Origin of the sequence: Paraburkholderia sp. SIMBA_053 (assembly GCF_046534895.1) — a bacterium.
Taxonomy (GTDB): domain Bacteria; phylum Pseudomonadota; class Gammaproteobacteria; order Burkholderiales; family Burkholderiaceae; genus Paraburkholderia; species Paraburkholderia caledonica.
In genome coordinates, this window is the sequence record NZ_JAWRXU010000002.1 from 69,052 (window position 1) to 91,221 (window position 22,170).

Here is a 22,170-nt window from a genome sequence, read left to right on the forward strand (position 1 = left end):
CGGTGCGGGCTGCTTCGGCGCCGCGCTGTCGCTGTGACCTACCGGAAGGAGAATGCGTCATGCTGAACAAGACTTACCCGTACTACCTCGCGAACGAAGCCGTGGCGGCGAACACGGATCTTGAAGTCACCGACAAATTCAGCGGCGAAGTCGCAACGCGTGTCGCAATGGCCGACGCGGCCGCGATTGACAAGGCAATCGGCTTCGCCGTCGAAGCGATGCCCGCAATGCGTGCGTTTGCTCCGTTCAAGCGCCAGGCGGTGCTCGAGCATTGCGTGAAGCGCTTTCGCGAGCGTTACGACGAACTGGCGCTCGCGCTGTGCATCGAGGCAGGCAAGCCGATCAACGACTCGAAGGGCGAAGTCACGCGCCTGATCGACACGTTCAAGGTAGCCGCCGAGGAAGCCGTGCGGATCGACGGCGAGATCGTCAATCTGCAAATCTCGCCGCGCGCCAACGGTTACCACGGCTATGTGAAGCGTGTGCCCATCGGTCCATGTTCGTTTATCTCGCCGTTCAATTTTCCGCTGAACCTGACCGCGCATAAGGTCGCGCCCGCAATTGCCGCGGGCGTGCCGTTCGTGCTGAAGCCGGCGAGCCGCACGCCGGTCGGCGCGCTGATCATGGGCGAGATTCTCGCCGAAACCGACTTGCCGAAGGGCGCCTTTTCGATTCTTCCCGCGCACCGCGACGGCGCAGATCTCTTCACGACCGACGAACGCTTCAAGCTGCTGTCGTTCACGGGCTCGCCGGCGGTGGGTTGGGAACTGAAGAAAAAGGCGGGCAAGAAGAAGGTGATTCTGGAACTCGGCGGCAACGCGGCAGCGATTGTCGACGGCGATCAGGGCGGCAAGCTCGACTATGTCGTCGACCGGCTCGCGTTCGGCGCGTTCTATCAGTCGGGGCAAAGCTGTATCGGCGTGCAGCGGATTCTCGTGCACGCAAGCATCTACGATGCGCTGCGCGAGAAGTTGATCGCCAAAACCAGGTCGCTCGTGATGGGCGACCCGAAGGACGAAAAGACCTTCGTCGGGCCGATGATTTCCGAATCGGAGTCCAAGCGGCTCGCCGGCTGGATGGAAAGCGCGGTGCAGGCGGGCGCGACGATCGTCGCGGGCGGCAAGGTGGACGGCGCAATGTTCGAGGCCACGCTGCTCGAAGGCGTCAAGCGCGACACCGACCTGTATCGCAAGGAAGCGTTCGGGCCGGTCGCCATTCTGGAACGTTTCGACGATTTCGGTGCCGCGCTCGCGACCGTCAACGACAGCGACTTCGGCCTCCAGGCGGGCGTGTTTACCGATTCTCTGGCGCACGCGCATCGCGCGTGGGACGAACTCGAAGTGGGCGGCGTGGTGATCAACGACGTGCCGTCGTTTCGCGTCGATAACATGCCGTACGGCGGCGTGAAGGACTCGGGGCTCGGGCGCGAGGGCGTGCGCTATGCGATCGAAGACATGACCGAACTGCGTCTGATGGTGATGCGCGAGACCTGGTGAGGTGCGGGAGTCGGTGCGGGCGCAAAACCGCTTTTCCCTCTGTCATGCGACTGTCGTTTGAACGCACTACGCTCGCCGAGCGAGGCGCACAGCGGCGCGCGCCGGCACGCGCCGCCGGGCTTTTGCCGCATAAGCAGAAAGCCGGCGCCTGCGCCATGAGTGTTTTTGCTGAAGTGCTACAATACCGGCCTTTCCGGCGGGTGTTTCCGCCGGCCGGAGCCGGCCGCATCCTTTCCCGCAACGACGGGTCCTGTGCGGAACGCCGTGGCTCCGCCTTCATCCTGATGCCTTCTGCGGTTCCGACCGCTGCCGCGCGCACGCGCCAAGCGCATTTTTAGCGAAAGCCACCATGTCCGACACAGCCGTCACCCCCAGCACTGCGACCTTCGATCAATTCGGTCTCGCACCCGACATCCTGAAAGCGGTCAAAGAATCGGGCTACACCACGCCCACGCCGATTCAGGAGCAGGCGATTCCTGTCGTGCTGGCAGGCCGCGACGTCATGGGCGCCGCGCAAACCGGCACCGGCAAGACCGCGAGCTTCTCGCTGCCGATCATCCAGCGCCTGTTGCCGCAGGCCAGCACGAGCGCTTCGCCCGCCCGCCATCCGGTGCGCGCGCTGATTCTCACGCCGACCCGCGAGCTGGCCGATCAGGTTGCGGCGAACGTTCAGTCGTATGCGAAGCACACGGCGCTGCGCAGCGCCGTCGTTTTCGGCGGCGTGGACATGAACCCGCAGTCGGAGCAGTTGCGCCGTGGCGTTGAAATTCTGATCGCCACGCCGGGCCGCCTGCTCGACCACGTGCAACAGAAAACCGCCAACCTCGGGCAGGTACAAATCCTCGTGCTCGACGAAGCCGACCGGATGCTCGACATGGGCTTCCTGCCGGACTTGCAGCGCATTCTGAATCTGCTGCCGAAAGAGCGTCAGACGCTGCTGTTCTCGGCCACGTTCTCGGGCGAAATCAAGAAGCTGGCCGCCACGTACCTGCGCAATCCGCAGACTATCGAAGTGGCGCGCAGCAACTCGACTGCCACCAATGTCACGCAGGTCGTCTACGAAGTGGCCGAAGGCGACAAAACTGGCGCGGTGGTTCAGTTGATCCGCGAGCGCGGCCTGAAGCAGGTAATCGTGTTCTGCAACAGCAAGATCGGCGCGAGCCGACTTGCGCGCAGTCTGGAGCGTGACGGCGTGGTCGCGACCGCGATTCACGGCGATCGCTCGCAAAACGAGCGGATGCAGGCGCTCGATGCATTCAAGCGAGGCGAGATCGAGGCGCTGGTCGCCACCGACGTCGCCGCCCGCGGTCTGGACATCGCCGAACTGCCGGCTGTCATCAACTTCGATTTGCCGTTCAACGCCGAAGATTATGTGCACCGCATTGGCCGTACGGGCCGCGCGGGCGCTTCCGGCGACGCTTTGTCGCTGTGCAGCCCGAACGAGCGCAAGCAGCTGGCGGATATCGAGAAACTGATCAAGCGTCCGTTGGAAGTTCTGCGTCTGACCGTCGAGGCGCCCGTGCGTCATCATCACGAAGAGCGCGCACCGCGGCGTGAGCGCAGCGAGGGCCGTGACGAGCGGGGCGGTCGCCGCCGCTCGGGCGCGCCGTCGGGTTCGTTCGACCGGCCGCATCATCATCGCGCGCAGCCTGTGGACGACTTCTTCCTGAAGCCTTATGAACCGTCGCCTGCTTCGGTTCGCAAGGGCGAAGAGGCCGAGGCTGCCGGGTCGGCGCCGCAGAAGTCGTCTTCGAAGCAGCCGCTTGCGGCATTGCTGGGCGGCTTTGGCATGCCGCGCAAATCGTCGTAAAAGAGGGCGGCCGACAGTTTCAGGGTTGGCGCTGTTGCGCCGGGCGCTTGATTTAGACCGGCGGAAGTAGCTTTTCAGCGCTCATGCGAATGGCGGCCTTGGGCTTCATGGCTTGCATGCAGCGCAGCGCCAGGTCATATGGCCGAGCACATGCGCTTTGACCACGCCGCGGTCGCCGCGGTGTAGAAATCGTCCAACGTCGTGCAGGCTTTGACGCTTGCGTCACTATCCAGATTCAATCCCAGATGCCGCGCGGCCGCGTTCAGCGCTTCGAGCGGCTGATCGCAGTCGAGCGCGCTCGCTCCATTCTGTTTGCTGAGCTTTTCACCATACTGGTTTGTGACCACAGGCACGTGCAAGTACCGTGGCGTTGGCACGCCGAGGCATCGCTGCAAGTAAATCTGCCTTGCCGTTGAATCCATCAGATCTGCGCCCCGCACAATGTGCGTGATGCCCGCGTCGGCGTCGTCGACTACCACCGCCAGTTGATACGCCCACTGGTCGTCCGCCCGTCTCAGCACGAAATCGCCGACGTCGGTGGCGAGATTCTGCGTCTGCCTGCCCTGCCAGCGATCTTCGAAGGCGATCACGGCCGCGTCGTCGTCCGGCACGCGCAGGCGCCACGCGCGCGCCGGCTTGCCGTGCAGTCCGTTGCGACACGTGCCCGGATAGGCAAGCGTGGTGTTACGCGTGTGTGCGTGCAGCAGCGAGTCGGCGATTTCCTTGCGCGTGCAGCCGCACGGATAGACGAGGCCCGCCGCCTTCAACTGTTCGAAGGCCTGCTGATAACGCGCGATGCGCGTGCTTTGCCAGACGGGCGGCTCGTCGGCGTACATGCCGAAGCGTTCGAGCGTGGCGAGAATGTCTTGCGCGGCGCCCGGCACGGTGCGCGGTCCGTCGATATCTTCAATGCGAACCAGCCACGCGCCGTGATGAGCCCGGGCGTCGAGCCAGCTTGCGAGCGCACTCACCAGCGAGCCGAAATGCAGCGGGCCGGTGGGAGAGGGCGCGAAGCGTCCGCGATAGTTCATGAGTCGGCAAGCACCGCCGTTCAGGCAGCGCGAGCCGCCTTGCCGTCCGGATGACATGCCGGACACGTCTTGCCAGGCACGTACATCGGCGACTTCTGCGCTTCAGGCGTGACCACCGCGCGGCAGCCGAAGCATTGCGCGGTCGCGGTGGGCTCGAGTTGCGGATTGAGCGCAGTGCGGTAGTCGAACACGAAGCAGTCGCCGTGATAATGCGCGCCGCCCACTTCCTCGAAATACTTGAGGATGCCGCCTTCGAGCTGATACACGTGCTCGATACCCACTTCCTTCATGTGAATCGCGGCCTTCTCGCAGCGAATCCCGCCCGTGCAGAACGAGACGACGGTCTTGCCTTCCAGGTCGGCACGGTTCTGCTCGATGACTTCCGGAAACTCGCTGAATTTCGTGATGCGGTAATCGAGGGCGTTGTCGAACGTGCCGACGTCTACTTCGAACGCGTTGCGCGTGTCGAGCATGACGACCGGGCGGCCCTCGTCGTCGTAGCCGCGGTCGAGCCAGGCTTTCAGCGTAGGCGCGTCGACGAACGGCGCGCGGCCCAGCTCCGGCCGGATGGCCGGCTTTTTCATTGTGATGATTTCGCGCTTGAGCTTCACCAGCATGCGCGTGAACGGCTGCTTCTCCGACAGGCTTTCCTTGAATTGCAGGCTCGCGAACTTGCCCTCGAATAGCGGATCGTGACGGATGTATTGGATAAACGCGTCGGTGTCCTCGCGCGTGCCCGCGACGAACAGATTGATGCCTTCCGGCGCCAGCAGAATGGTGCCGCGCAGGCCGAGCGCGTTGCAGCGCTCCGTGACGTGCGGGCGCCATGCGGCGGTGTCTTCGATGGTCGCGAAATGGTACGCGGCGAGGTTAACGATACTCATGAATGTCCAGCGGTAATAAGTGGCGGCGTTGTGCGTGACGGGCGCGGTGGGCTGCTGCCGGATGGTCGCGTGCGGGGAAAGCCCGCAGCGTGAAGCCCGGTGCCCGAAGCCGCGGCCACGTCGAACGCGGCAAAACCCATATTATCCCTCAAGCCGGCGCTTTCCCCGACTCGGCCGAACGGCCAGTCAGTTGCGTTAGCGCAAATGGCCTGCGAACTTGCGCGCATCAGGTCCGTACAAGGCTGGGGGAGACCTTGCAAAAGTCCCGAAAACGCCAAGGCGCGGCGCTGTGAAGTCAGCTTCCTACGCCGGATGGCTAACACAGGTTTTTGCGCTGAAATCTCCGGGAGGGTGGAGTTACAATGTCGCCCATGTCAGATCCCCGCTTCGTTCATCTCCGCGTCCACTCCGAATTCTCGATTGCCGACGGCATCGTGCGTCTTGACGACGTCGTCAAGGCGGCTGCCCAGGACGGTCAGGGCGCGCTCGCCCTCACCGATCTCGGCAACGCGTTCGGCCTCGTCCGTTTCTATAAGGAAGCGCGCGGCAAAGGGGTCAAACCCATTGCCGGCTGCGACGTCTGGATCACCAATCCGGACGACCGCGACAAGCCTTCGCGCCTGCTGCTGCTGGTTAAAGACCGTCGCGGCTACCTGAACTTGTGCGAGTTGCTGAGCAAGGCTTCCCTCACGAACCAGTATCGCGGTCGTGCGGAAGTCGAGGCTGGCTGGCTGGAATCCGGTTTGGGCGAGGGCTTGCTCGCATTGTCGGGGGCGCAGCAGGGCGACGTCGGACTCGCGCTTGCCGCGGGCAATCAGGAAGCGGCAAAGCGCAACGCGCTGCATTGGGCAAAGGTCTTCCCGGGCGGCTTCTACATCGAGTTGCAGCGTTGCGGTCAGCCGGGCGGCGAGCAGTATGTCCAGCAGGCGGTCGCGCTCGCAGCTTCGTTGAAGCTGCCGGTAGTCGCCACGCATCCCATGCAGTTCATGACACCCGACGACTTCACCGCGCACGAAGCGCGCGTGTGCATTTCGGAAGGCGACATTCTCGCCAATCCGCGGCGCCAGAAGCGCTTCACGCCCGAGCAGTATTTCCGCACGCAAGAGGAAATGGCCGCGCTCTTTGCGGATATTCCGTCGGCGCTTGCCAATACGGTGGAAATCGCCAAGCGCTGCAATCTCACGCTCGAACTGGGCAAGCCGAAGCTGCCGCTCTTTCCGACGCCCGACGGCATGTCGCTCGACGACTACCTCGTGCATCTGTCGAAAGAAGGGCTCGAAAAGCGTCTCGAGCAGTTGTACCCGGACGAAGCGGAGCGCGCCGCGCAGCGCGACACGTATTATCAGCGGCTCGAGTTCGAGTGCGGCACGATCATCAAGATGGGCTTTCCGGGCTACTTCCTGATCGTCGCGGACTTCATCAACTGGGCGAAGAACAATGGCGTGCCCGTGGGCCCCGGCCGCGGTTCGGGCGCGGGCTCGCTCGTCGCCTATGCGCTCGGCGTGACCGACCTCGATCCGCTGCGCTATAACCTGCTGTTCGAGCGTTTCCTGAACCCGGAACGCGTGTCGATGCCCGACTTCGACATCGACTTCTGCCAGCACGGCCGCGACCGCGTGATCCAGTACGTGAAGGAGAAATACGGCGCAGACGCCGTGTCGCAGATCGCGACGTTCGGCACGATGGCGGCGAAGGCGGCGGTGCGCGACATCGGCCGCGTGCTCGATCTCGGCTACATGTTCACAGACGGCATCGCCAAGCTTATTCCGTTCAAGCCGGGCAAGCACGTCACGATCGCCGACGCGATGAAGGAAGAGCCGCTCCTGCAGGAGCGCTTCGACAACGAAGACGAAGTGCATCAGCTGCTCGAACTCGCGCAACGCGTGGAAGGCCTCACGCGCAACGTCGGCATGCACGCGGGCGGCGTGCTGATCGCGCCGGGCAAGCTGACCGATTTCTGCCCGCTCTACACGCAGGGCGACGAAAGCGGCGTCGTGAGCCAGTACGACAAGGACGACGTCGAAGCGGTCGGCCTCGTGAAGTTCGACTTTCTGGGTCTCACCACGCTGACCATTCTCGATTGGGCCGAGCGTTATATCCGCCGTCTCGATCCGTCGAAGAAAGACTGGTCGCTCGGGCAAGTGCCGCTCGACGACCCGGCGTCGTTCTCGATCCTGAAGAAAGCGAATACGGTCGCCGTGTTCCAGCTGGAAAGCCGCGGCATGCAGGGCATGCTGAAAGACGCGCAGCCGGACCGCTTCGAGGACATCATCGCGCTCGTCGCGTTGTACCGTCCTGGCCCGATGGACCTGATCCCAAGCTTCTGCGCACGTAAGCACGGCCGCGAAGTGGTTGAGTATCCTGACCCGCGCGTCGAACCTGTTCTGAAAGAGACCTACGGCATCATGGTCTACCAGGAGCAGGTGATGCAGATGGCGCAGATCATCGGCGGCTACTCGCTGGGCGGCGCCGACTTGCTGCGTCGCGCGATGGGTAAGAAGAAGGCCGAGGAAATGGCCCAGCATCGCGAGCTGTTCCGCCAGGGCGCCGCGAAGAACGGGCTAACCGGCGAGAAGGCCGACGAAATCTTCGACTTGATGGAGAAGTTCGCGGGTTATGGCTTCAACAAGTCGCACGCGGCTGCGTATGCGCTCCTCGCGTATTACACCGCGTGGCTGAAGGCGCACCATCCGGCGGAATTCATGGCGGCGAATATGTCGCTCGCCATGGACGACACGGACAAGGTCAAGATCCTGTTCGAAGACTGTCTCGCCAACAAGATGGTGGTGCTGCCGCCGGACATCAATCTGTCGGCGTATCGTTTCGAGCCGGTCGCGGAAGCCGACGGCAAGCGCTCAAAGACCATCCGCTATGGTCTCGGCGCGATCAAGGGCAGCGGCCAGAATGCGATCGAGGAAATCCTGCGCGCGCGCGAAGACGGTCCGTTTATCGACATCTTCGATTTCTGCAACCGGATCGATCGCCGCGTCGTGAATCGCCGCACGGTTGAAGCGCTGATCCGCGCAGGCGCGTTCGACACCTTGCATCCGAATCGCGCGCAGCTGATCGCGTCGGTTTCGCTCGCCATGGAAGCCGCCGAGCAGGCGAGCGCGAATGCGCTGCAAGCGGGACTCTTCGACATGGGCGACGCGCCGTCGCAAGGCCACGAACTGGTGGACGAACCGGAGTGGCCCGAAAAGAAGAAGTTGCAGGAAGAGAAGGCCGCGCTCGGCTTCTACCTGTCGGGCCATCTGTTCGATGCGTACAAGACCGAAGTGCGTCGCTTCGTGCGTCAGAAAATCGGCGAGCTGAAAGAAGGGCGCGACAAGCTGGTTGCCGGCATCATCGCCTCGCTGCGAACGCAGATGACCCAGCGCGGCAAGATGCTGATTGCGCTACTCGACGACGGCACCGGTCAATGCGAAGTGACGGTCTTCAACGAGACCTTCGAAGCGAACAAGCAACTGTTCAAGGAAGACGAGTTGCTGGTCGTGCAGGGCCAGGCACGCAACGACGCGTTCACGGGCGGTATCCGCTTCACGGTCGACACGGTCATGGATCTGGGCCGCGCGCGTTGCCGCTATGCCGAGGCCGTGAAAGTGCAGATGAACGGCAACGCTGACGCATTGGCGTTGCGGCGCGTGCTCGAAGCACATAGCGCGGGTAAAGATGAGTCGCAGGCAGTGCCGGCGCCGGCGGCTTCATCGCGCGGCGGCAACGGCGGTGGGCGAAACGGGGGCGGCGGATTTGGTGGCGGCTATGGCGGCGACAATGGGCGGCAACGTCAGCCGGTCCAGATCCCGAACGGCCTCGCCGTTCAGGTGGTGTACCGCAGCGAGAACGCGGAGGGCGAAATGCGTCTTGGCGACGCCTGGCGCGTGAAGCCCACCGACGAACTGCTTGCCGACCTGCGCGGCCAGTTCGCCGGCAGCGCGATCGAGATCGTGTATTGATGCGAGCGCCGCTGGCGCCGATGCAGGCGCCGCCGCGTACGCCCTGCAGGCGCTACTGCGAGCGCCGCTCTTCGCCGAGCCTCGCGAGTTTGAGGAAGCGGTAGTACACCGTCTCGGCGTTGAACACGGCGATCATGAAGCCGGCGCGGCCGTCCAGGAAACCGCGCCGCAACAGGTAGGTTCGCAGGAACGCCCAGGCGCCGCGGCCAAGCGCCTTGCCGAAGCTGCCGCGTTGACCCGCGGCGTGACGCTGCAGCGCGCCGGCGGTCGAATAGGCGTCGAGCTTGCGTAATACGCCCTCGAAGTTTTCGTACGAGTAGTGCATCAGCTTGCCGGCGAGGCGTTGCGCCGGTGTATCGAACACCAGTCGTTCGTGAACCAGATCGTCGGAAAAACGCGCGGTGCCGCGTTTGAAGAGACGCGGAATCCAGTCCGGATACCAGCCGCTGTGGTGAATCCAGTGCCCGCAAAAACTCGACAGTCGGTCCACTGCATAAACGTCGGCGGTGGGTGCTGCGAGCGCTGCACGGATAGCGGCCGCAAGTTCCGGCGAAACGATTTCGTCGGCGTCGAGCGAGAAAATCCATGTGGTGGTGAGCGCGTCCACCGCGCGGTTCTTTTGCGGGCCGAACCCTGGCCAGTCCGTTTGTTCGATCACCTGCGCGCCGTGTGCCCGCGCGATTTCAGCTGTGCCGTCGGTGCTGCCGCCGTCGATCACGACGATCTGGTCGGCAAAGGCCACGGACTGCAGACATTCGGCCAGCCGCGCCGCCGCGTTTCTAGTGATGATGGCGACGCCGAGGGTGGTTGCTTGCATACCTGAATTGCCTGATCGCGAAATGGACTGGACGCGGAATGACCGGACGGATCGCGCAAAAGCGCGCGATGGAGCGCAACGGGTCGCGGAAGTATACACAGCCTGTCCGATCCTTCGCTAACCGGGATCGTCGCGCCAAAACGTCAGCCGACCGTCAACTCCAACCGTTTACAATGCTTCTTTTCGATCTTCGCGCGGCGGGCGGCCCGTTGCCGGCGCGAATCTCGTACCGCATTCCCAGAGGATTCCTTGAGCGCGAAGCCAACGTTAAGCAAACCCATCGGTGAAGGTGAGGCGTCGTCCCCTGCCGTCGTTTTCCGCCGCCTGTGGCCGTTCATCAAGCCGCTCTTGTGGGTGATCGTCGGGGCGATCGTCGCAATGGCGGTGAGCGCCGGCACCGACGCGGCTATCCCCGCGTTGCTCAAGCCGCTGCTCGACAAAGGCTTTGGCGCGCATGCGAGCGACAACGCGAAATGGTTCGTGCCGGCCGCTGTGATCGGCCTCGCGCTGATCCGCGGTGTATCGCAATATGCGTCGGGCTACCTGCTCGCATACGTATCTAACAAGATTCTGCTCGAACTGCGCCTGAGAATGTTCGACCGCATGATTCACACGAGCGTCGCGTTTTTTCAGCGCGAAACCGCGAGCACGGTGATCAACGCGATCGTCTTCGAGGTCAACCAGATTCTCAACGTGCTGTTGGGTGTGATGGTGACGCTGGTGCGCGACTCGCTCACTGTGATCTTCCTGCTCGGCTATCTGTTCTATCTGAACTGGCGTCTGACGCTGATCGTGGCGGTACTGCTGCCGGGCATCGGCTGGCTGGTCGGCAAGATCAACCGCCGGCTGCGGCGTCTGAACCGCGAGCATCAGCTGCTCACGAACGAGCTGTCTTATATCGTCGAGGAGACCGTGGGCGGCTACAAGGTCGTTAAAGTTCATAACGGCGAAAAGTACGAAATGGACCGCTTTACGTCCATGAGCAAGCGCCTGCGTGGCTATGCAATGCGCATGACCGTGTCGGGCGGCCTTGCTCAACCGCTGACGCAGTTCCTCGCGTCTATCGCGCTCGCCGTCGTGATTACGATCGCGGTGGTGCAGTCGTCGTCGGATCAGACCACGGTCGGCGGCTTTGTCGCATTCGTCACGTCCATGCTGCTGATCATCTCGCCGCTCAAACACCTCATGGATGTGAACCAGCCGCTGCAGCGCGGCATGACGGCGGCCGAACTGATCTTCGGTCTGATCGACGAGCCTGCGGAGCCTGCGGGCGGCGGCAAGCCGCTCGAACGCGCGCGCGGCGAAGTTGAGTTCCGCAACGTCTCGTTTATGTACAGCACCAACGCCACGCATAACCGTCACACGCTCGACCATGTGTCGTTCAAGGTTGCGCCAGGCGAGATGGTGGCGCTCGCGGGCCCGTCGGGCAGCGGCAAGACTACCTTGGTGAATCTGCTGCCGCGCTTTTTCGATCCGACCGGCGGCGAGATTCTGGTCGACGGAGTTCCGATTGGCGACTACGACCTTCACGCGCTGCGCAGCCAGATCGCAATGGTTAGCCAGGACGTCGTGCTCTTCAACGACACCGTGGCCAACAACGTCGCCTACGGCCAGACCGCAGATCGGGACAAGGTCAACGCGGCGCTCCGGGCGGCCAATTTGTGGGACACGGTCGAGGCTATGCCCAACGACATAGACACGCTCGTGGGCGACAACGGCATGATGCTCTCCGGCGGCCAGCGGCAACGTCTCGCAATCGCGCGTGCCATCTACAAGGACGCGCCCATCCTGATTCTCGACGAAGCAACCTCGGCGCTGGATTCCGAGTCCGAGCGCCACGTGCAGGCCGCGCTCGAAACGCTCATGAAAGGCCGCACGACGCTCGTCATTGCGCACCGTCTGTCGACCATCGAGCGCGCTAACCGGATTCTCGTGATGGAGGCGGGGCGAATCGCCGAAAGCGGCAGCCACCGCGAGTTGCTCGCGCAAAACGGACTGTATGCACATCTGCATCGCATCCAGTTTCAGCAGAGCGCGGCGTAACGCGCACGACGTCAGCCTCCGGCGGTCTTGTCTGCCACGATTGCCGGACCGCGCCCCTTCTCCGATAACGTTTGACGAGGCGCTCGCGCGCGCTGTCTGAATGATGAAACTTGGACTTTCCAGCAACGCATTGCAGCACAGCGGCGGCCTAGAGCGCTATGCGATGGATCTCGTGCGAGGCTTCGCGGCACGCGGCGTCGAGCTTGCATTTTTTGCGCGCCGTTTCGATACGTCTCTGCCCGAAAGCGGCATGGTCGAACGGCACCGCATCAATGTGTCGTTCCTGCCGGGCAAACTGCGCGACCGGTGGTTTTCATGGCGTTTGCGCTCGGCGCGCAGAGCGGCGCACGTCGACTTGCTGATTGGCTGCAACCGCGTTGACTCGTCGGATATCGCCATCTGCGGCGGTACGCATCTTGGTTTTCTTCAGGCGACGGGGCGCGCGCAGAAGCGCTCGGACCATTGGCAGATCGAACTTGAGCGGCGTCAATACGCGCGCTCCAAAGTCGTCGTCGCCCATTCGCAACTCATGCACGACGAGTTGCGGCGACTGTACGAGGTCGACGAAGCAAAAATCCGCGTGTTGTATCCGCCCGTCGACGGAACACGTTTCAAGCCGACCGATGCGGCCACTCGCGCCGCCCTGCGGCGTAAATACGGTTTTGCGGATGACGAGATCGTTCTGCTGTTTCCGTCCAGCAGTCACGAGCGCAAGGGGTTGCCGCTCATCGAAGCGGCGTTGCGGGATACGTCACTGCCGATCGTGGTGGCGGTGGCGGGGCGCCCGCCCGCGCGCACTTCGGAACGGCTGCGCTACATCGGTTACGTCAAGGAACTCGCGGAGTGTTATCAGGCCGCCGATTTCACTATCCTTGCATCGACGTACGAGCCCTTCGGCCTCGTCGGCATCGAATCGGTGATGTGCGGCACGCCGGTGATTTTCCCGTCGAACATCGGTTGCTGCGACGCTATCGCCTCACATGCAAAGTTTGTCTTCGAGCCGGGCGACGTGGCCGACCTGCGGGCAACGCTGGCGCGAGCGGTCGCGGCACATCGCGACCACGCGCGCCTCGCGCCGCCCGAACTCACCGACGCCGCCGCGGTCCGCTATGACCCGAGCGTGGCCGCTCACGTCGACGCGTTGCTGAGCCTAGCGAAGCAGATCGCACCTGTCTCGTAGGTCTCGCCACTCTCTGCGGGACGGCGCGCGAGGGCCGCCGGGCACGGTCTGGCATCGTTTTGCGCGAGGGCCACATGTTATAATTTTGCGATATCGACGCTTGAAATTAACGCTTGAATTCGGCTTGATCTCATTCGAGCCGAACACCCCCTTTACTTCACCGGGCTTCGATGCCCGCGAGGACAGGCGGCGGGCCAGCAGCGCCGTCGCCGGGGCGCGCCTAGCCGTCACGACGGGGCCGCAGCCGCTGCACTGGATCTGTCGAAAAGAATACGCTGGAGATTGTGCATGGCGAACGCGACCTCGCGCCGGGTATCGGCGTACAGCAAGATCGCGGCGGAAATAAACGCGCCGATGAGCCTATGAGTCGGCTTGCCGGGCGTCTTCTTACCTTCAGGTCGGCTATTCCGCGACTGCTCGCCAAGCCTTTGCGCCGCGAGCCGCAGAGCATCCGCCGTATCCTGATCGCGCATCATCTTTTGCTTGGCGATACGTTGCTGCTCACGCCGCTGCTCGCCAAGTTGCGTGCGCAATATCCGCAAGCGGACATTTTTCTGGCCTGCCCGAAAGCCATCGTGCCGCTATATGCGGGGCGGCCTTTCGGCGTTAGCGTGTTGCCGTTCGATCCGCGCGATCCGGCGTCCGTGCGAAACGTTTTGCTTTCCGGACCTTACGACCTTGGCCTCGTGCTCGGCGATAACCGCTATAGCTGGCTCGCGCTCGCGGCCGGCTGCCGGTGGATCGTCGGACACTCCGGCGACAAGCCCGCGTGGAAGAACTGGCCGCTCGACCGGAGCGTGCCATATCCCGATGCGCCCGAGGCGTGGGCCGACCTCGCCGCGCAACTGATAGAAGGGCCGCCTCCGCGCGCTTACCGTCCCGCCGATTGGCCCGCGCCGCCGCATCTTGCGTTGCCCGAGCCGGCGCAGTTCACAAAACGTTATGTGGTGCTTCATCCGGGTGCGAGTGGGAGCGTCAAGCGCTGGCCGAATGCACGCTGGCTCGAGCTGGCGCGGCGAGTCGAAGCACTGGGTTGTCTGCCGGTGTGGACCGGCGGTCCGGGCGAAGCGGATCTCATCCGTGCGATCGACCCGCAAGCGCGTCATCCGAATCTGGCGGCTCAGCTCGGTCTCGGCGAGTTGTGGCATCTGTTTGCCGGTGCTGAGGCCGTGGTTTGTCCCGATACCGGAGTCGCCCATCTTGGGCGCCTGATCGGGGTGCCTACGCTTGCGCTCTTCGGTCCCGGCAACGCGCAGATTCATGGCGCGGGACGCTACTGGCGCGAGGTGCCGTTCGTGCCGATCACCGTCGCCGACATGCCGTGCCGCGATCAGCCTTTTATCTTCCGCCGCGAGGTAGCATGGGTGCGGCGCTGCGATCGCAATGAGACGACCTGCGTCGCGTGGCGCGGCGACCACGCCGAGTGCATGGGCCAACTCACGGTCGAGTCGGTATTCAATGTTTTGCAAAATATCCTGGTGAAAGCGTAATGACTCACACGGCTGCGCGAGTGGAGCGCCTGTTCTGGGTTGCCTGTCCGGTCCTGCTGTTCGTGGTGATGTTCGGCCACATGACGGCGATCGTCTTCAACGCGCTCGCGTTGCTTGCGCTCGGTGTCGCGGCGGCTGCCTTTTCGGCGGACCGTCCGCCGCTCGTGCGCTGGCCGCTGCTGCTGCCGGTCGCCGCGTGGGCGGGGTGGGGGCTTGCTTCGGTGGCGTGGTCGCCGTATCCGATGGTCAGCCTGCACGCGTGGTGCGACGAGGTGCTCTATCCGCTGGTGTCGTTCTGGGGCTTCTGGCTGTTCGGAAGCCAACTGCGGCGACCCGAGCCCGTGGTTGCCGTCAACTGGCTTGCGTGCCTTGCGCTCGCCACGATCAGCGCGCTCAACTGGGGGCATCTGCAGCCGCCTACGGCCAATACCTTCCCGTTGCATTTTTATAATCGCGTCGGTCATACCAGCACGCTCGCGGTGTTCTCGATGGCGCTCTTCGCCGGCTTCCTGTTGCGTCCGCGCTGGCGCGTGGTCGGCGCGAGCGGCATTGTGCTGTGCCTCTTTATCGGCCTCGCGACGCTCAACCGGTTCTTCTGGCCGGCCGCCGCCGTAACGCTTCTCGTCGCGTTATATCCGCTGTATCGGCGCCGCCTCATGCTCGCGGTGCTGGCCATTGCCGTGGTGGGTGCAGCCGGCGTCGGCACGCTCGAACTCAGTTCCCGCTTGCGCACGAGCGGTGCCGCGCCGGAGGTCACGCAGGCGCGCGACGTCGTGATCGACGGTCACCAGGTCTATGTGCCGGGCTCACTGTCGGCTATCGGCGATACGGTATCGGCCGATACGCGCCCGAAGTTGTGGGCGTTCTATGTCGGCCAGGCCGAGCATCACGCCTGGGCCGGTATCGGATTCGGCAAGCCACTGCCGGGCATCGTCTATCGCAATGCAATGCCCCCTGCGTTGCTGGCGGCCGAACCGCAAGCGCTGACGCATGCGCACAACCTGTTCATCAACACGTGGCTACAGACCGGCTTCATTGGCGTGGTGCTGCAGACGGCGCTGTTGCTAAGCCTGGTTGCGCGATTCTGGCGGTATCAGCGAGCCGAACCGTGGTTATGCGCTGCAGGCGTCGCACTGGTGGCCGGCATGATAGCTAAAAACATGACCGACGATTTCATGTGGCAGACGACCATGCTGGCGTTCTGGTCGTTCGCGGGCCTCCTGCTGGGGTACGCGGAGCACGGCAGAGCTTCGGCTGGATCTTCGCAAAGCGTTGAGCGCACCATGTCCACGGCCGGGCGGGTCGAACCGCTACGCGAATCGCAGACCGTCAAGCTGGATGAAAAAGGGCGGTGATGAGCGAGACATTGAAGGCCGCAGAGACCGACCGCGCCCCGCTGCGCATTCTGTTTCACATCAACGACTTCGGTAAGGGCGGCACCGAGACGGCGTTGCTGTCGTGGCTCAAGACATTGGACCGCCGGCTGTTCGCGCCGAGCCTCTCGGTGGCTTATCCGACCGACGACCTGGCGTTCTGGCGCGCGCATTCCATTCCCGACGACGTCGACGTCCATGTGCTCGCTTCATCGGAATGGATGGTCGCGCTGCATAAGAAAGCGCGTCAACGCAAACTCGGCCTCGGCGAGAAGCTGTTGCACAAGGCGCTGACCTACGGCGCGATCCGGCCGCTGGCGGCGCGCCGGATGCGACGCCTCGCGAGCCAGCATGACCTGGTTTGCGACTTCGATTTTTCGCTGCGTCATCTGGCAGGAAGTTGCGGCGTGCCGTGGATTGGCGTCAGTCACTTCAGTCTTGCCGCGCGGCTTGGCAACAAGAGCGAGCGTTACGTTGCCCGCCGCGTCCGGCATTTCGCACGTTACTCCGCGGTAGCCGTGCTGACGCCAGCCATGCTGCGCGAAGCGCGCGAGCTTTTCGCGACAAGTCATGTGGACGTTACCGAGTTGCCGAACGTGATCGACATCGAGGCGTTGCGGCGCGCGGCGTCCGGGCAGATCGAACGTCCGGCGGATTCGTTCATTGTGTCGGTGGCGCGTCTGGACGAAGGTCAGAAGGACCACAAGACGCTGCTGCGAGCCTACGCCCAATTACGCGAGCGTGGCCGCTGCAGCGCGGCGCTGGTGCTGATCGGCGAGGGCCGGGACCGAGGCGAGTTGGAGCAACTCGCACACGAACTGGGGATCGCCCCGTCCGTGCATTTCCTGGGTTTTTGCGCGAACCCATCGCCCTATATAAGGCAGGCAGAGCTGCTAGTGCTGAGCAGCCGCTATGAGGGCTTCGGCATGGTGCTTGGCGAGGCCATGGCGCTCGGCACGCCGGTTCTATCGACGGATTGCCCGACCGGCCCGCGCGATCTGCTGGAGGGCGGCAAAGCCGGCCTGCTAGTACCGCCGGGCGATGTCGACGCGATGGCGCTGGCCATGGAACGTCTTCTCACCGAGACCGAACTGCGCCGTAGCCTCGTGCAGGCAGCTTCACAAAAGGTCGCCAGTTTTGCGCCCGCAAGCGCGAACCAGCGGATGCTCGCACTGGCCTCGAGGCTGTTGAAGGAGAAGGCGGCGACGTCTCGGTGAGCCGGGACTTCCATCGCGTGGCGGTTGCGTTAATCTCTAAACGCTGGTCCTCCGGCGTCGCTCGCCGAGATCGCCAGCATGTCGGGCGACCTGCCAGATAGAGATAGAATGGTGCGCTTTGCCCGTACTCGACTCTGCCCATGTGGTTCAAAAACCTTCAGCTTCACCGCCTTCCCGCGCCGTGGTCCGTTACTCCCGAACAGATGCAGAAGTGGCTCGCGCCGCATGCTTTCGCGCCCGGCAATAGTGTCGAGATGCAAAGCCATGGCTGGGCGTCTCCTCGCGACAACGATTCGCTCGTGTATGCACTCAACGGGCAGATGCTGCTCACGTTTCGCACCGAAAAGAAACTGCTGCCGGCTTCGGTCGTCACGCAAGTCACCAAGGCGCGCGCCGCTGAACTGGAAGAGCAGCAGGGTTTCAAACCAGGCCGCAAACAGATGCGCGAACTCAAGGAGCAGGTCACCGACGAACTGTTGCCGCGCGCTTTCAGCATCCGGCGCGATACGCGCGTGTGGATCGATTGCCGCAACGGCTGGCTGGTCATCGACGCAGGGTCGCAAGCAGTTGCCGACGAAGTGCGCGGGTTGCTGGTGAAGTCGATCGACCAGTTGCCGCTTGGCACCGTGCGCGTTACACAATCGCCGGTTGCGGCCATGACGGGTTGGCTGCTGTCGGGCGAGGGGCCCGCTGGTTTCACGCTCGATCAGGACACCGAGTTGCGCTCACCGGCGGAAGGCAACGCAACCGTGCGTTACGTCGGACATACTTTGGACGCCGAAGATATGCGCCGTCATATCGAGGCCGGCAAGCAATGCATGCGGCTTGCGATGACGTGGAACGATCGGGTGTCGTTCGTACTGACGCCTTCGCTGACGATCAAGCGCATTGCACCGCTCGACGTGCTGAAGGAAGCCAGCGATCCGACCGCGCAGAACGACGACGAACGCTTCGACTCTGATCTCACGCTGATGACTGCGGAACTCGATCGCATGCTGGGTGACCTGCTCGACACGTTGGGCGGGGAGCAGGTTGACGCGGTGCTGCAGGCCGCGGCGGCTTGAGGGGGCAGTGCGTTCGGGGAGACCTGTTTTGCGCTTACACCAGGCTTGGGTCCCTGGAGACGGAAAGTCCGCTCGATCCCGTAGTCGGGGGAGGGCAGCAGTGGCGATACACAGGCTCGCTCAAGGAGCCGTGACCCGGTTCAGCGTAACGGCGAAAACAACTACCGTATCAATGAGTTGAGGAAGTTGTGGGGTGGTTATGCACAGACTACTGAACAGAATCTGTGGGTAACTTCACCCCGCCACTCCCCTCCAGGCATTCCGCCTCGACAATTACTTCATCGCCGCCATGGCCTGCTGGATCTCTTCGGTGCTGAGATCGCGCTTATGAGTAGCCAACGACCAGCTATGTCCGAACGGGTCTTTTAGCTGGCCGTAGCGGTCGCCCCAGAACATGTCGGCGACAGCCATCTTGACGGTCGCGCCCGCATCGACGGCTTGCTGGAAACTGGCGTCCACGTCTTCGACGTAGTGGTGGATCGTCACCGGCGTGCCTTGCAGGTGGTTCGGTCCGAACGCCTGGTGTTCGGGCCATTCGTCGGTGAGCATCAGCATCGAATCGCCGATTTTCAGGCACGCGTGCATCACCTTGCCGCCCGGCCCCGGCAGCCGGAACTGTTCGACGGCGTTGAAGGCTTTCGTGTAGAACGCGATGGCTTCGGCTGCGTTTGCGCAGATCAGGTACGGCGTGAGCGAGTGCATCCCTTCCGGGATCGGTTTGACAGCAGGGCTGCTCATGACGGCGACTCCTTGAAGTAACAGGTTCGTGGATTGAAAGTCCGACTGTTTCAGCCAGGCTCCCAACGTTACGACGAGCACGTCACCGCCGGATCGACACTCCGTAAAAAATATTTTCGAGCACGAACGTGCGCGTAACGGGCGAGGTTGAAAGGCCTGAAAGTCGCTTGTCAGCCATCGACCGTCAGCTTCCAGCCATCGCAGCCAACCATCGCAGCCAACCCTCAGCCCGCCGGATTATCTTCATCCGCAGGCGCCGGTGGCGCCGCGGCGGGGCCTGGCGAAGGCGCCGCCGTCCCGTCGGGCGCGCCGACTATGCTGATCTGAAATGTCGGCGTCGCCGCAAGCGACTGCAGCGTGGAATCCTCGGGAATGTGCTCGAAAAGCGGCAGGATGACGGAGCCGCCAATCACCGCGCGCCGGCTATTGTCAGCGGGACGCAGTCCCCACACGTCCTGATAGACGACCGGCACCGTGACGCCGTTGCGAGTCGTATTGCCGATGTAAAGCATCACATGCCCGCCGATATAAATCAGCGTGCGTAACGGCACGCCATGTTGCGCCAGATAGTCGAGGCGTTGTCCAGGCGTCGAAGCGGACAGATCGATCATGCGCCCGGCACTCATCTGCGTGGACGAATGGCGCGGCAACCACACGCCGAAGGTCGCGAAGATGCTCTGCAACTCCGACGAGCAGTCGTTATAGAGGCCGCTGTTGCCCCAGCCGTAAGGCCGGCCAATCAGTGCTTTCATCAGCGTAGCGAGATGGCGCGGCGTCGCGGCGAGCGGCATCGGTGCAATCTGTTGGTCGGTAAGTTCGGCTGTGCGAACGAGCGCGTCGCCTTCTGCGTCGCGTGCGGGCACGAGGACTTGGTGCGGAGCCGGCGCCACGGCGACTGCGCCACGTTCACTAGCGTTGGTTCCGGCACTCGCGTCCACGCTCGAGTCATTGGCAGCACCAGCACCGCTAGCGCTACCGTCAGCCGCCGCACGCGTCTTCACGCCGCGTCCCGCGTTGACCGATGAGCGCGCGATCAATGGCAACAGCGTGCCGGCAGGCGCGTCGAAACGGAAGACACCGCGGCTATCGCGCACCGGCGCCGAAGCAGAAATCACCGCGCCGAGCGACTTGGCCGTCGCTGCGCGCCAAGTATCGACGAACCGCTCGCTCGCCATGCCCACACCGTCGCTGCGCACCCAGCCCTGCACATCCGGCGTTTGCACATAACGCCATGCACCGTCGACGCTCGTGCCCAGCACATACAGCGGCGTCCCCGGCCGCACCGCGGAGATCTGCAGATTGTCGAACGGATAGCCTTCGCCAGCCAGACGGTGGCTGTAGAACGACGGGTCGGAGGTCGGCAGTTCGCGCACCATGAGGTTGGTCGTCGCGATTGCACGCCGTGAGGGCTGGTAGACCGGCGCCTCGGTGAACTGCGCGACGTTCATGTTGCGCGCGATGGCGTCGATCCAAGCCTTGTCGTGCGGGCGGAAGTTCTCGCCATAGCCGACAGCCGCGCCGCTCTTGCCGCTATTGTCGAAGCTGGCAATGCGGCGCTGCTGCAGCGCGACGATATCCGCGCCTTGCTGGCGATAGACGCGCATGGCGACGTACTCGGAATTCCACGGCGACGGCGCATTGGTGCCGGTGCCGAAGTAGCGTGCATAGAGCGCCCGGAAGTGCGCCTGCTGGTCGGCGGCACTCAGGAACGCCTGGTCGTAACCGGGGCTCGCCGGATCGAGCCAGTGATCGACGTCCTGATCATAGGCGCCGAGCGGGAACAGCGTGATCGTATCCGCGGTAACGCGCGCGTCGCGTGTCTGCGACGGATTACTACACGCGGCGAGCCCCGCAAGCGACGCGAAAGCCACGGAAATGACGACGGCGCGCGCGGCGTTCGGCCAGGAGCGAGCGATGCGGAAAGGGACGGCTACAGGCATGAGTTCGGCGAAGTAAGTCCAAGGCCACGATGATACGGTGTCGCGCGTTCCATTACACTTGATCGATTCGCAAACGAACGCATTCAACGCCTCGTGCGTTGATCCATAGGAGCAAGATATGCAAACGAGCGCACGCAACCAGTTTGCCGGCGAAGTCACGACAGTCACGCACGGCGCCGTCAACGACGAAGTCACGCTGCGCACCGCGGACGGACTGGACATCGTCGCAATCATTACGCACGGCAGTGCAACGGCGCTTGGTCTCGCCGCAGGCAAGAAAGCTTTTGCGTTGGTGAAGGCGTCGTCGATTATCGTGATGGTCGACGTAGCGAAGAATCAGGTGTCGGCGCGCAACTGCATCGCGGGTACCGTGACGTCAGTAACGAAAGGCGCGGTCAATTCGGAGGTGATCATTGGCGCGGGCGGCGCGCAGATCGCTGCGGTCGTGACCAACGAGAGTGCCGAGCGCCTGGGCCTCGCGGCAGGCAAAGCGGCAACGGCGATCTTCAAGGCATCGAGCGTGATCATCGGCGTGCAGTCGTAGTGGCCGCACTCCAGTGAACCAGAGCGCCGCTTGCTTTACACTGGGCCGACTGGTTTCCTCACTTTCCGCTTTCATCACGGACCCGTCATGTTCGAAGTTTCCTCTGCCTCGCAATTGCCCAAGCCCGCGCATTACGAAGAACTCGTCGCGCAGGCGCGCGCGCTTCTCGCCGACGAAACCGACTGGATCGCCAACGCCGCGAATTTCTCGTCGTTCGTGTTTCATTCGCTGAGCGGTCTGAACTGGGCCGGGTTCTACTTTTACGATGGCCGCGAACTCGTGGTCGGCCCATTCCAGGGCAAGCCGGCGTGCGTGCGCATTGCGCTCGGCAAGGGCGTCTGCGGCACTGCTGCGCAAACGCGCGAGACGCAGGTTGTACGCGACGTCCACGAATTCCCCGGCCATATCGCCTGCGATTCCACGTCGCAATCGGAAATCGTCGTGCCGCTCGTTGCGCCAGACGGCACGCTGATCGGCGTATGGGACGTGGACAGCCCGCTCGTTGCGCGCTTCGACGAAGACGACGCAAAGGGCATGCAAGCGCTCTGTGCGGTGTTTATCGAATCAGCGCTGCCGCGCGCGCCTTAGTC

The 22,170-nt window shown here is 63.4% G+C and carries 16 protein-coding genes; 11 read left to right on the plus strand and 5 right to left on the minus strand.

Features of this window, described 5'->3' with window-relative positions; all coding sequences use genetic code 11:
• The first annotated feature begins 59 nt into the window (after positions 1-59).
• Together SB753_RS06920 and SB753_RS06925 are read left to right on the plus strand one after the other, a co-directional pair.
• Positions 60-1,496, plus strand: a complete 1,437-nt coding sequence (locus SB753_RS06920; protein WP_131316623.1) for an aldehyde dehydrogenase family protein — start codon at positions 60-62, stop codon at positions 1,494-1,496.
• Positions 1,497-1,845: 349 nt separating this feature from the next.
• Complete coding sequence (locus SB753_RS06925) at positions 1,846-3,306, plus strand: DEAD/DEAH box helicase (RefSeq protein WP_410799694.1); 1,461 nt, start codon at positions 1,846-1,848, stop codon at positions 3,304-3,306.
• A 134-nt stretch (positions 3,307-3,440) separates the two neighbouring features.
• Here the strand turns inward: SB753_RS06925 and gluQRS are convergent, their stop codons facing one another.
• Positions 3,441-4,337, minus strand: a complete 897-nt coding sequence (gene gluQRS / locus SB753_RS06930; RefSeq protein WP_410799696.1) for a tRNA glutamyl-Q(34) synthetase GluQRS — start codon at positions 4,335-4,337, stop codon at positions 3,441-3,443.
• A 20-nt stretch (positions 4,338-4,357) separates the two neighbouring features.
• On the minus strand, positions 4,358-5,221 hold the full coding sequence (locus SB753_RS06935) for a sulfurtransferase (protein WP_410799698.1): 864 nt from the start codon (positions 5,219-5,221) through the stop codon (positions 4,358-4,360).
• 362 nt (positions 5,222-5,583) lie between these two features.
• Here SB753_RS06935 and dnaE point away from each other — a divergent pair, with 362 nt between their 5' ends.
• Positions 5,584-9,174: a DNA polymerase III subunit alpha gene (gene dnaE, locus SB753_RS06940; RefSeq protein ID WP_410799699.1), complete on the plus strand. Its 3,591-nt coding sequence runs from the start codon at positions 5,584-5,586 to the stop codon at positions 9,172-9,174.
• A gap of 52 nt (positions 9,175-9,226) precedes the next feature.
• Here the strand turns inward: dnaE and SB753_RS06945 are convergent, their stop codons facing one another.
• On the minus strand, positions 9,227-9,991 hold the full coding sequence (locus SB753_RS06945) for a glycosyltransferase family 2 protein (protein ID WP_410799701.1): 765 nt from the start codon (positions 9,989-9,991) through the stop codon (positions 9,227-9,229).
• Between the two features lie 249 nt (positions 9,992-10,240).
• Here SB753_RS06945 and msbA point away from each other — a divergent pair, with 249 nt between their 5' ends.
• The 6 genes from msbA (at position 10,241) to SB753_RS06975 (ending at position 18,358) form a co-directional block, all read left to right on the plus strand.
• Entirely contained in the window at positions 10,241-12,034 is a 1,794-nt protein-coding gene (gene msbA / locus SB753_RS06950; RefSeq protein ID WP_410799703.1) for a lipid A export permease/ATP-binding protein MsbA, read from the plus strand.
• Positions 12,035-12,137: 103 nt separating this feature from the next.
• Positions 12,138-13,214 (plus strand): glycosyltransferase family 4 protein, encoded by a 1,077-nt coding sequence (locus SB753_RS06955; protein WP_410800283.1) that lies wholly within the window; start codon positions 12,138-12,140, stop codon positions 13,212-13,214.
• A gap of 362 nt (positions 13,215-13,576) precedes the next feature.
• Positions 13,577-14,704, plus strand: coding sequence for a glycosyltransferase family 9 protein (locus SB753_RS06960; protein ID WP_410799705.1), 1,128 nt, complete (start codon positions 13,577-13,579; stop codon positions 14,702-14,704).
• The gene (locus tag SB753_RS06965) at positions 14,704-16,059 is read left to right on the plus strand and encodes an O-antigen ligase family protein (protein ID WP_310354676.1); all 1,356 of its coding nucleotides are present in this window, start codon (positions 14,704-14,706) and stop codon (positions 16,057-16,059) included. The genes SB753_RS06960 and SB753_RS06965 overlap by 1 nt, the downstream gene beginning before the upstream one ends.
• Positions 16,059-17,294, plus strand: a complete 1,236-nt coding sequence (locus SB753_RS06970) for a glycosyltransferase (RefSeq protein WP_410799707.1) — start codon at positions 16,059-16,061, stop codon at positions 17,292-17,294. The genes SB753_RS06965 and SB753_RS06970 overlap by 1 nt, the downstream gene beginning before the upstream one ends.
• Positions 17,295-17,434: 140 nt before the next feature.
• A complete protein-coding gene (locus tag SB753_RS06975) occupies positions 17,435-18,358 on the plus strand; it encodes a recombination-associated protein RdgC (protein WP_410799709.1) in 924 nt (307 codons plus the stop codon).
• Between the two features lie 273 nt (positions 18,359-18,631).
• Here SB753_RS06975 and SB753_RS06980 read toward each other — a convergent pair whose 3' ends face one another.
• Together SB753_RS06980 and SB753_RS06985 are read right to left on the minus strand one after the other, a co-directional pair.
• Positions 18,632-19,096 carry a VOC family protein gene (locus SB753_RS06980; protein ID WP_020065348.1) on the minus strand — a complete coding sequence of 155 codons (465 nt, stop codon included), beginning with the start codon at positions 19,094-19,096 and terminating at the stop codon, positions 18,632-18,634.
• Between the two features lie 224 nt (positions 19,097-19,320).
• Entirely contained in the window at positions 19,321-21,036 is a 1,716-nt protein-coding gene (locus tag SB753_RS06985; protein WP_410799710.1) for an SH3 domain-containing protein, read from the minus strand.
• A gap of 118 nt (positions 21,037-21,154) precedes the next feature.
• Here SB753_RS06985 and SB753_RS06990 point away from each other — a divergent pair, with 118 nt between their 5' ends.
• Together SB753_RS06990 and SB753_RS06995 are read left to right on the plus strand one after the other, a co-directional pair.
• Positions 21,155-21,580 carry a molybdopterin-binding protein gene (locus SB753_RS06990; RefSeq protein ID WP_087751240.1) on the plus strand — a complete coding sequence of 142 codons (426 nt, stop codon included), beginning with the start codon at positions 21,155-21,157 and terminating at the stop codon, positions 21,578-21,580.
• Positions 21,581-21,667: 87 nt separating this feature from the next.
• Positions 21,668-22,168 (plus strand): GAF domain-containing protein, encoded by a 501-nt coding sequence (locus SB753_RS06995; protein WP_087751241.1) that lies wholly within the window; start codon positions 21,668-21,670, stop codon positions 22,166-22,168.
• Positions 22,169-22,170 lie beyond the last annotated feature (2 nt).

Coding starts and splice junctions, on each gene's coding strand:
- SB753_RS06925 (WP_410799694.1), top strand. CDS start 1,846: ATGTCCGACACAGCCGTCACCCCCAGCACTGCGACCTTCGATCAATTC.
- SB753_RS06945 (WP_410799701.1), bottom strand. CDS start 9,991: ATGCAAGCAACCACCCTCGGCGTCGCCATCATCACTAGAAACGCGGCG.
- SB753_RS06985 (WP_410799710.1), bottom strand. CDS start 21,036: ATGCCTGTAGCCGTCCCTTTCCGCATCGCTCGCTCCTGGCCGAACGCC.
- dnaE (WP_410799699.1), top strand. CDS start 5,584: ATGTCGCCCATGTCAGATCCCCGCTTCGTTCATCTCCGCGTCCACTCC.
- SB753_RS06995 (WP_087751241.1), top strand. CDS start 21,668: ATGTTCGAAGTTTCCTCTGCCTCGCAATTGCCCAAGCCCGCGCATTAC.
- SB753_RS06975 (WP_410799709.1), top strand. CDS start 17,435: ATGTGGTTCAAAAACCTTCAGCTTCACCGCCTTCCCGCGCCGTGGTCC.
- SB753_RS06990 (WP_087751240.1), top strand. CDS start 21,155: ATGCAAACGAGCGCACGCAACCAGTTTGCCGGCGAAGTCACGACAGTC.
- SB753_RS06965 (WP_310354676.1), top strand. CDS start 14,704: ATGACTCACACGGCTGCGCGAGTGGAGCGCCTGTTCTGGGTTGCCTGT.
- SB753_RS06960 (WP_410799705.1), top strand. CDS start 13,577: ATGAGTCGGCTTGCCGGGCGTCTTCTTACCTTCAGGTCGGCTATTCCG.
- SB753_RS06935 (WP_410799698.1), bottom strand. CDS start 5,221: ATGAGTATCGTTAACCTCGCCGCGTACCATTTCGCGACCATCGAAGAC.
- SB753_RS06980 (WP_020065348.1), bottom strand. CDS start 19,096: ATGAGCAGCCCTGCTGTCAAACCGATCCCGGAAGGGATGCACTCGCTC.
- SB753_RS06970 (WP_410799707.1), top strand. CDS start 16,059: ATGAGCGAGACATTGAAGGCCGCAGAGACCGACCGCGCCCCGCTGCGC.
- SB753_RS06920 (WP_131316623.1), top strand. CDS start 60: ATGCTGAACAAGACTTACCCGTACTACCTCGCGAACGAAGCCGTGGCG.
- SB753_RS06955 (WP_410800283.1), top strand. CDS start 12,138: ATGAAACTTGGACTTTCCAGCAACGCATTGCAGCACAGCGGCGGCCTA.
- gluQRS (WP_410799696.1), bottom strand. CDS start 4,337: ATGAACTATCGCGGACGCTTCGCGCCCTCTCCCACCGGCCCGCTGCAT.